Here is a 7,983-nt window from a genome sequence, read left to right on the forward strand (position 1 = left end):
GGGTTGGGGGGTGTCGGCCACCGGGATCCCCAGCACATCCCCCAGGGAGTGGGCCGGATCGGTGGACAGCAACAGCAAACGGCGCTCTGGTTGCCTCTGGGCTAGGTGACGGGCTAGGGCACAGGCCAGGGTGGTCTTGCCCACGCCCCCCTTGCCGCTCAACAGCAGCAAGCGGCAGGAAGCCGAGAGCCGGTCAAAGGGGGAGTTGTCGAGCTGAGCGGGCTGCAAAGGGATCCCTCGCGCGCAGGTCACCCCTATTCTGGCCTGGATCTCCCTTGGGGATACCCCAGCCCGCCGAGGTGGGCTCTCGCCAACTCCAGTCGGCGGCGTCCTCTGTCCCAGGCCAGCAGCGCGTGGATCCCAAGCCAAAAGCCCGTCCACAGCCAGTTGTGCAACCAGATCTTGCCCAAGATGGGCAGGGTCAGGCCCTCTGTTCCGCCCAGCACCAGGCCGGCTGCCAAGATCAGCCCTTCAAAAGCAAGGAACCCTAGGATCAGCATGACCAGGATCCAAAGGTAATTGCGCAGCCATTGCCGAGGTTGGACAGGGTGGGGCTGGAAAAAGAGCGGGCGATAGCTGGCCAGCCACGCCACCCCCACCGTGCCGATCCCCAAGACCAACCCCCAAGCCAAAGAATCAGGGGTACGGGGATAGTTGTGCCAGGTGTAGCCAAAGATTTGGTTGGCCAGCCAAATCATCGAAGCGCTGACGATTGCCCTTTGGCGAGTTAACGTGGTGCCCGTGACGATGCCAACAGTTACAAAAGGCAGTGTACAGGTATAGGCAATGTTGCTAAGGCAGCCGATGGTGGTCAATAGGCTGGGCCAAAATCGACCTTGGGCTAGATCGCGGGTGGCTTGGATCCAAATGACCTCCGGGATCCCGCGGCGGGTTTTGGGGATGGACTGGACAAGAGCTTGTAGGCTGACCATAGGCTAATCCCCAGGAAAGAGGTGAGCTTTTAAGGGACACTTGTTCAGCAGGTGCTCCTGGACAATTTGCCGCGCTACTGGGGGTGTGACTTGCTTGTACCAGGTGCGGTCACCAGAGTAGAAAACCACCGGCCCTTGTTGGCAGACTTCTAGGCATCCTGAGGTGATAACCGGAACATCCAGATTGGCCTCGCGCAGGGCCGATTGCAAAGCTTCCACCACCGGCTGATAGTGGCGAGAAGGATAGCAGCGGCTGGAACGGCAAACCGCCAAATAGGGCCGCTTGAGAGGGTTATCTGCGTAAGGGATCCGCTCTTTTCCCTCGACGTAAATGGCTCGCAGGCGTTCATAAAGGGAAAGCTGCTGATAGTCGGCTTTGCCTTCGGGCAGGTAGTCTTCTCCTGGCCCCAAAAAGGGACTGGGCAAAAAGATCTGCAGCAGCGATTCCTCTGCCCCGTTCCAAAACTGGATCCCCCATTGGCGAGGCTGGCCCTGCGGATTGAGGCGGCGATAGAGTGCGGCGCGGCCGACCAATCTTTTGCGGCGCAGCTCAGGAGGAGTTCTGCGGTAGGGGCCGCCCTGGTGTTCCTCCAAACACAGATGCAAATGCCAAGTTTCCGTGGCCACGGTCAAGTAGCCGTCGTAGAGCACACAGAGAGTAGGGGGATCCTTGAAGGCCGCTTCCAGGACGCCACCCTCCACCACCTGGCCCACTTGGATCTCGGCCCAGCGCTCCTGAAAGAGCTCATAGAGCAGCGGCCCAAGACAGTCGATGTGAGCCGGGATCCCTTCGTAAACGGTTGTCCAGCCGGTGGGGGAAACCTCTTGCCAAGTTTGGTTTAGGGGTGTGACCCAGGGATTGAAAACAGCCATAGGTTGCTCCTATTGGATTGGCGGAATGCGGGCAATCACCCCCTTTTTGATGGGGCGCTCTGCCCAGGGCAGGATCCCATCGGGCTTTGTCAAATACAGCTCCGCCGTTTGCAAGATTGGCTCCACGTCTTTTGGATCGAGATCGCCAAAGACATAGGTCATCTTTCGGGGGGCTGCCAGCGCAACCACACAAGCGTGGCTGCAGCCGCTCATACAGGCAACTGGCTTCAGTTGCAGTTGGGGATTGAGCCTTTGGGATTGCAAGGCAGCTAGGAGCATTTCTCCCTTGCTGATCCCTTCTTTTTGGCCGTTGACCCAGCGAGATCCACAGGTGGTGCAAACCCAAAGGCAATGTTTAGACTCAGCTTGAGCCAAAGTTGTCGATGGAGAAATAGAGGGAAAGTTGGTCGCGCTCACCATAGAGTTGTATCCAAACTCCACTGCAAAGCAGACAATTCCACTAGGGCAGCTTGTTCTAGATAGTTAGCCAAAAATAGCCCGAGAGGATGCTAAAATTGCCCCCGCAAGCTCACCCTCAGCGTGCGGCCAACGCCGGGATAGCCGGGGAAAACTTCATACTGCTCATCCAGCAGGTTGTCGATCCCCAACTCTAGGCTCAGGGCCTCAGTCAACGGGATCCCTCCCCGCAAAGCCACGGTGGTATAGCCTGGCAGGGATTCCGTATTGGAGTTGTTGGTAAAAAAGCTCCCAATGTGATGAACCAAGATCGAGCCGTACCCGCCCTGCTCATAGCGATAGGTTAGGCCTAGGTTGAAGCTATCGGCTCCCACAAAGGCTAGCTGTTTGCCAACTGTGGCCGGGTTAAGTGCAGCGCGGATGATGGGATCATTGAGGGTGTAGTTGGCAAAAAGCGTCCAGTTTTCCCCCAAACGCAAATCCAAAGCCGCTTCCAGGCCGGTGTATTCGACCAGCCCAATATTCTCATAGGTTCCCTGGCGCGGCCCCAGGCTGACAAAGGTGATGCCATCGCGGATGCGGTTGTGGGCAAACGTTAGCCGCAGCAGGCCAAAATCTCCCAGGCTCTGATCCAAGCCAACGTCAAAGCTCTCCCCTCGCTCTGGGCGGAGATTGGGGTTGCCATCCACTTCAAAAAAGCCTCGCAGCCGAAAGAATAATTCCGAGATCAAGGGGGTGCGAAAGCTGCTGGCGTAGTTGGCTCTCAAGGTGGTGCCTTCCGCCACTGTCCAACGGATCCCCACAGCCGGCGAGGTGGCCGAGCCATTGGCCAAACTGCTGAAGTCCTGGCGCATGCCCAGATCAAGGTGGAAGTTGGGATCCGGGCTGTAATCCAGGCGGGCAAACAGGGCGCCCTGGTTAACCGTATCGTCGTAGTTGATATTGGCAGAACCGTTGGCAAAGGAAAAAGTTGTATTGCGAGCTGAGATGGAGCGATAATCTACCCCCAAAGCTCCCTCTAGGTTTTCGCCGGCTTGCCAAGCATACTGCAGCTGGGATCCCCAGCCATTGCGCAGGATGACGTCGCGGGATCCCTGGCTTTGCGGAGCACTGAAACGGTAGTTGAGATCGTCAAAAAAGACTCTTGCCTGCAGGGATCCTGTTGCCTGAGTCCACAGCCAACTGAGATCCAGCAGCAGATCGTTGGTGTTTTGCTCTGCATCGGGAGAGGGAAATTCCACACTGCTGGGCACACGAAAGGCTTTATTGAGGTAGAGGGCGTTGGCTGTTAGGACTTGGTCTTTGGCCAGTTGCCAGGTAAGCTTGGCCTGCAAGTTGTGGTACTCCACCGCCGAGTTTTCCCGCTTGCCTGACTTGCCCAGCCGCTCAATTGCAAAGGGAAAGTCGTTGTTACTTTTCAGACGGCGATAGCTGAGCACCCAGCCCAGATCCTGGGCTTGGCCCCGACTTTGGATCCCTTGCTCATTGAGGCCGTAGCTGCCGACCGCCGCTTCCAGCACCGTCTCCGTTTCTGGCTGTGGCTCCACCGTAACGATGTTGATCACGCCGCCAACAGCATCCGAGCCATACAGAGTAGAGCCGCCACCGGGAGAGACTTCAATTCGCTCGACAATATCTGTGGTGAGTTGAGAGAGGTCAAACCCGCCAAAGAAGCCCAGATCGTTGAGGGGGCGGCCGTCCAAGAGCACCAACACCTGCGCCGTTCGCGCCCCTCGCATGAATTGAGAGCTAAGAGCTCCCAACTGAGTTCCCGCTGTGCCATCGCTGAGGATCCCAGGCAGATAGCGCAGGGCTTCTTGCACCGTCCTTGCCCCTTGCTCGCGCATCTGCTGGCGGGTGATGACATAGACTGGGCGCGAAGAGTCCCGCAGCAAGCCAGGGCGGCGAAACGGTGTGGTGACGGGTTGATTGAAAATCTCGGCACTAAGACTGGTGTCCAAGACCGCTTGCGCCCAGGCTGGGATCCCCAAACTCCAGCTCCCCAGCCCAAGGCTGAGACATACAACAATTACTTTCATCCGGTTTCTCCTGCTTCCGTGCGACGCGGAAGAGCTAAGCTGTGAGCCAAAGCCGCAGGCGGGCATCCTGACTGAGGGCCTTAGCCCATCACAGTTGCGGCACAGCGCCGGATTTGCACCGGACTTTCCCCATTGCTTGCCCTGGCTGATCCCCAGAGCAACCTGACGGCACGGCTTTCTCCGCAGTCCTTTTGGAAAAAGCCGTGCTAGGCATCATACATCCCCTGCTGGGGAGTTCCTATCCTGCCGGGGGGGATCCCTGGGCAGTGATATCAACGGAAGATCATCTCCGCCACTGCGTCAAAGCCGGCGTCCAACAGGCGATCCAGGACTGACTGGGCCTGGCTGCGGCTGTCGTAGAGGCCGGCCTGCAGCATCGTCCTGCCGTTGAACACGGTCTCCACTGCCTCAGGGACGAGCTGCCGCAGCCGCTGCAAATCGTCGCTGCCCTTGGGGGTTACCAAGACGCGAAACTGGGTTGCCGCTCGCGTCAGCGGGACGGAGTCCTTGTCGGCAGCCTGGGCAGGAGGAGCTGGGGCCGAGCTTGAGGGTGCAGAGGAGGAGGTAGGAGGGTTTTCTCTGGCTTGGCGGCGGGCCGGCGGCGGCAGCAGGGCGGTGATGTCGGTAAGGGGAGCTGCAGAGGCCTGGCGGACAGGGGCGGCAGGAGCCGGCTCAACCGGCTGGGCAGGCGTGGTAGAGCCATCGGGGGTGAAGGGGACGGCAACAAACTCCTGGGGTTGCGTGCTTGACGGCTGGCTGGGGCCGCTGGGCAAAATACGCCCTCCCGAGCCCGCTGCAGGAGGGGGAAGGGGGGCCGTCGATTGCGGCACCGCCACCACCGGTAGGTTTGTGGAAGTTTCGGCTGGCTTGGCCACCGCCGGCTGGGGATCCCGGCTGGGAGCCGGGGGGGCGCTGGGCAGCGTCAGGCCGCCGGCAGCAATGGGTGGTGGGGCGCTGCTGGGCAGGGCAGCAACCGTGGTTTGGCCCGCTAGATCCAGCTCCCCTTTGGTTTTGCCCGCCAGTTGGTTGCCGTTGGCGTTGAGGCGCAGGCCGCGGGTGGCGTTGTGGATGTCGTACTGGCCGTTGCCCTCAAAAATGTTGTTGCCGGGATCCGAGGCCGTGCCCAGATCGGGCTGGGCGTTGGTGATAGCTGTCAGGCCAGTCTCCAGGTTGCGGGCAATGAGATTGTTGCGCAAGATGGGCCGGGCGCTGCCGCCAACCACAATGCCGGTGCGGTTTTGCAGGATGCGGTTGTTGCGCACCATCGGCGCCGAGCGCTGGTCGATGGTGAGGCCAAAGCCGGTCTCTTGGAAGAGGTTGTTGACAATGGTAGGCTGGGAGGTGCCCAAGACGGAGATGCCGTTGGCCCCATTTTTGTAGAAGCGGTTGCCCTCTATCCAGGGGTTGGAAGCGCCAGCAATGAAAATGCCGTCGTGGATGCTGCCCACAAAGCTGTTGTTGAGAATGCGGGGGGAAGCCGATTCTATCCAGAGGGCATAGCCGCGCCGCCCCTGGTTGCGCAGGGTAACTCCGCGCACCTCTGAGCCGGTCTCGGCCAGCAGAGCAACATTTTGCCGGGCCAGGGTCGGGCTCATGTAGGTGCCGCCGCCATCGATCAGGTAGCCCTCCCCTAGGTTGGACTCGTCCCCGCGCAAGATAAGGCCAGCTTTGAGGCGGATGGGGAAGACTTCGCCGCTTTCTGCGCTGTAGATCCCCGGCAGCAGCTGGATGATGCTGCCCGCTGGCGCTTGTCCGATGGCATGGGTGATGGTCTTGAAGGGGTTGTTGCGGGATCCATCCCCTTGGGTATCGCTGCCGTTGGCGGCATCGACAAAAATGGCCGGGCGGTCGTCCGGCAGCGGTGGCGCCTGGGGCAGGGCCTGCTTCTCCAAAAGGCCGGTGTCCAGGGAAGTTTGCGCCCAACTGGGATCCCTTCCTGCCGCCAGCAGTAAGCTGGTGCTCAACAGCAGAGAGGCGGCCAGTCGTGCCAGGGTTGGGGAACCATGACGCTGCAACCACAAGTCAGGCAGGACTGCTGTAAATTGGTGTTCGCCGGATTTCTGCAGACGGATAAACGATAAGGAAGCGATCATAGGAGTCATCCTCACACCAGGCTGGGCCAGAGAAGGAAGGAGGGTCGAGGCTATCCTACCAAACCCGAGAGGCGGGATCCTGCCCTCTTCCCCAACTCCAAATACGGACTGACGCAGGCTTTTTTTGTAGATCCAACGCTACCCCTAGAGTATACCCTTGCCATGACCGAAGAAGCCCTTGCCCGCGAAGGCTCCTCCCAAGAGTTGCCGCTGGCTTCCCTCTCGTCTGGGCGCCCCCTGCTTAATCTGCTGCTGTTGGGGATCCCGGCGGGGCTGCTGGCGCTGGCGGGGTTGACGGGGCAGCCGGCCCTGGGCTGGGGGGCGGTGCTGGCTTGGCTGGGCTTGGCCGGCTGGTGGGGGCAGCCGCTCTGGGTGCAGATTGGGCGCGATCTCTGGCAGTGGCTAACCACGTGGCCCAGCCTGGGATGGGCGGCAGCAGCCCTCGGCTTGGCCGTGGCAGGAGCAGTGGTCTGGAGTGGGGTTCTCTCAACCCTGCGATCCCTGAGCTGGGAGGCGATTGGGGCTTTGGGGGAGGTGTTCGGCGCTACCGGGCAGATCTTCATCGCTCTCCTGGCCGCCTATATTGCCTGGCGGCAGTACGTTATCTCCCGCGACCTCACCATCCAGCAGAACACCATTACCCAGCAGCAGACCATCGACGCCTACTTCGAGGGCATCTCCAACCTGGTTCTCTCCCCTGATGGGCAGTTGGACGACTGGCCCCTGGAGCGGGCCATCGCTGCCGGGCGCACGGCGGCGCTCCTCAACGGCGTGGATCGCTTCGGCAAAGCCAAGATCCTGCGTTTCCTCTCCACCGCCAATTTGCTCAGCCCCCTGCGCCGCGACGAACACCTGGGCCGGCCCATCTTGGACGGCAAAGGCGGCTACCAGCGGGATCGCCTCAACGGGATCCGCGTGGTTAACCTGGGCACCATGCTGGAAGGGGCCGACCTGCATGGCACCCTGTTGCGGGGGGTGGACTTCAGCGAGGCCAGCCTGGAAAGAGCCAACCTGCAGGATTGCGATCTCAGCCACACCAACCTCTGCGGGGCCAACCTGCGCAATGCCGACCTGCGCGGGGCCGATCTCTACCGCGCTTTGCTGTTTGTGGGATCCCTGCAGACCGCTTCCCCGGCCCAGCCAGGACAAAAGCCCGATTTCAAAACGGGAGCCTATGCCGGCGCCATCGTGGCCGGCGCGGACTTCCGCCGGGTGCGTCGCCTTTCCCCCGAACAAAGAGCCTACCTGGCCACCTGGGGGGCCAAACTGGATCCCGACCCTTCGCCCCCCAATTCCCGCTTGGATCCCGGCGGCAAAAGCGAGCCCTTACCCCCTCCTGCCGAGCCGCCGGCCTCGCTACGGCCCTGATCCAGAGCAATGGCCGGCAACCCTGGGTTCAACGCCAGCGCTGCCGTGGTCATGGCAAACAGCCACGAAACAGCTTGTGAGTTGATCCCAGCTCCCCTCTCCCTCTGGGAGAGGGGCCGGGGGTGAGGGCAGTCCCTCTGGGAGAGGGATCGGGGGTGAGGGCAGTCCCTCTGGGAGAGGGGCCGGGGGTGAGGGAATGCTCCCTCTGGGAGAGGGGCCGGGGGTGAGGGAATGCTCCCTCTGGGAGAGGGGCCGGGGGTG

The 7,983-nt window shown here is 61.1% G+C and carries 7 protein-coding genes and 1 riboswitch; of the genes, 1 reads left to right on the plus strand and 6 read right to left on the minus strand.

The features are described from left to right. From NW857_RS02315 to NW857_RS02340, 6 genes are all read right to left on the minus strand, one after another. A partial coding sequence (locus tag NW857_RS02315) for an ArsA family ATPase (protein WP_414367852.1) occupies positions 1-228 on the minus strand: 228 nt, incomplete at its 3' end. A 26-nt stretch (positions 229-254) separates the two neighbouring features. Beyond that, on the minus strand, positions 255-932 hold the full coding sequence (locus tag NW857_RS02320; RefSeq protein ID WP_414338036.1) for a hypothetical protein: 678 nt from the start codon (positions 930-932) through the stop codon (positions 255-257). A 3-nt stretch (positions 933-935) separates the two neighbouring features. Further along, on the minus strand, positions 936-1,805 hold the full coding sequence (locus NW857_RS02325; protein ID WP_414367853.1) for a (2Fe-2S) ferredoxin domain-containing protein: 870 nt from the start codon (positions 1,803-1,805) through the stop codon (positions 936-938). Positions 1,806-1,814: 9 nt separating this feature from the next. After that, a complete protein-coding gene (locus tag NW857_RS02330; RefSeq protein WP_414334715.1) occupies positions 1,815-2,225 on the minus strand; it encodes a DUF1636 domain-containing protein in 411 nt (136 codons plus the stop codon). 89 nt (positions 2,226-2,314) lie between these two features. Beyond that, a complete protein-coding gene (locus NW857_RS02335; RefSeq protein ID WP_414334714.1) occupies positions 2,315-4,261 on the minus strand; it encodes a TonB-dependent receptor plug domain-containing protein in 1,947 nt (648 codons plus the stop codon). Between the two features lie 39 nt (positions 4,262-4,300). After that, positions 4,301-4,442: riboswitch (cobalamin riboswitch) on the minus strand. A 91-nt stretch (positions 4,443-4,533) separates the two neighbouring features. Further along, positions 4,534-6,354, minus strand: a complete 1,821-nt coding sequence (locus tag NW857_RS02340) for a DUF1565 domain-containing protein (RefSeq protein ID WP_414367854.1) — start codon at positions 6,352-6,354, stop codon at positions 4,534-4,536. Positions 6,355-6,516: 162 nt separating this feature from the next. On the opposite strand from NW857_RS02340, the gene NW857_RS02345 reads away from it, so the two are divergent. Continuing rightward, entirely contained in the window at positions 6,517-7,722 is a 1,206-nt protein-coding gene (locus NW857_RS02345) for a pentapeptide repeat-containing protein (RefSeq protein WP_414349318.1), read from the plus strand. Positions 7,723-7,983: the final 261 nt, after the last annotated feature.

Source organism: Synechococcus sp. H55.9 (genome assembly GCF_047462355.1).
Taxonomy (GTDB): Bacteria; Cyanobacteriota; Cyanobacteriia; order Thermostichales; family Thermostichaceae; genus Thermostichus.

Coding starts and splice junctions, on each gene's coding strand:
- NW857_RS02330 (WP_414334715.1), bottom strand. CDS start 2,225: ATGGTGAGCGCGACCAACTTTCCCTCTATTTCTCCATCGACAACTTTG.
- NW857_RS02320 (WP_414338036.1), bottom strand. CDS start 932: ATGGTCAGCCTACAAGCTCTTGTCCAGTCCATCCCCAAAACCCGCCGC.
- NW857_RS02325 (WP_414367853.1), bottom strand. CDS start 1,805: ATGGCTGTTTTCAATCCCTGGGTCACACCCCTAAACCAAACTTGGCAA.
- NW857_RS02340 (WP_414367854.1), bottom strand. CDS start 6,354: ATGATCGCTTCCTTATCGTTTATCCGTCTGCAGAAATCCGGCGAACAC.
- NW857_RS02335 (WP_414334714.1), bottom strand. CDS start 4,261: ATGAAAGTAATTGTTGTATGTCTCAGCCTTGGGCTGGGGAGCTGGAGT.
- NW857_RS02345 (WP_414349318.1), top strand. CDS start 6,517: ATGACCGAAGAAGCCCTTGCCCGCGAAGGCTCCTCCCAAGAGTTGCCG.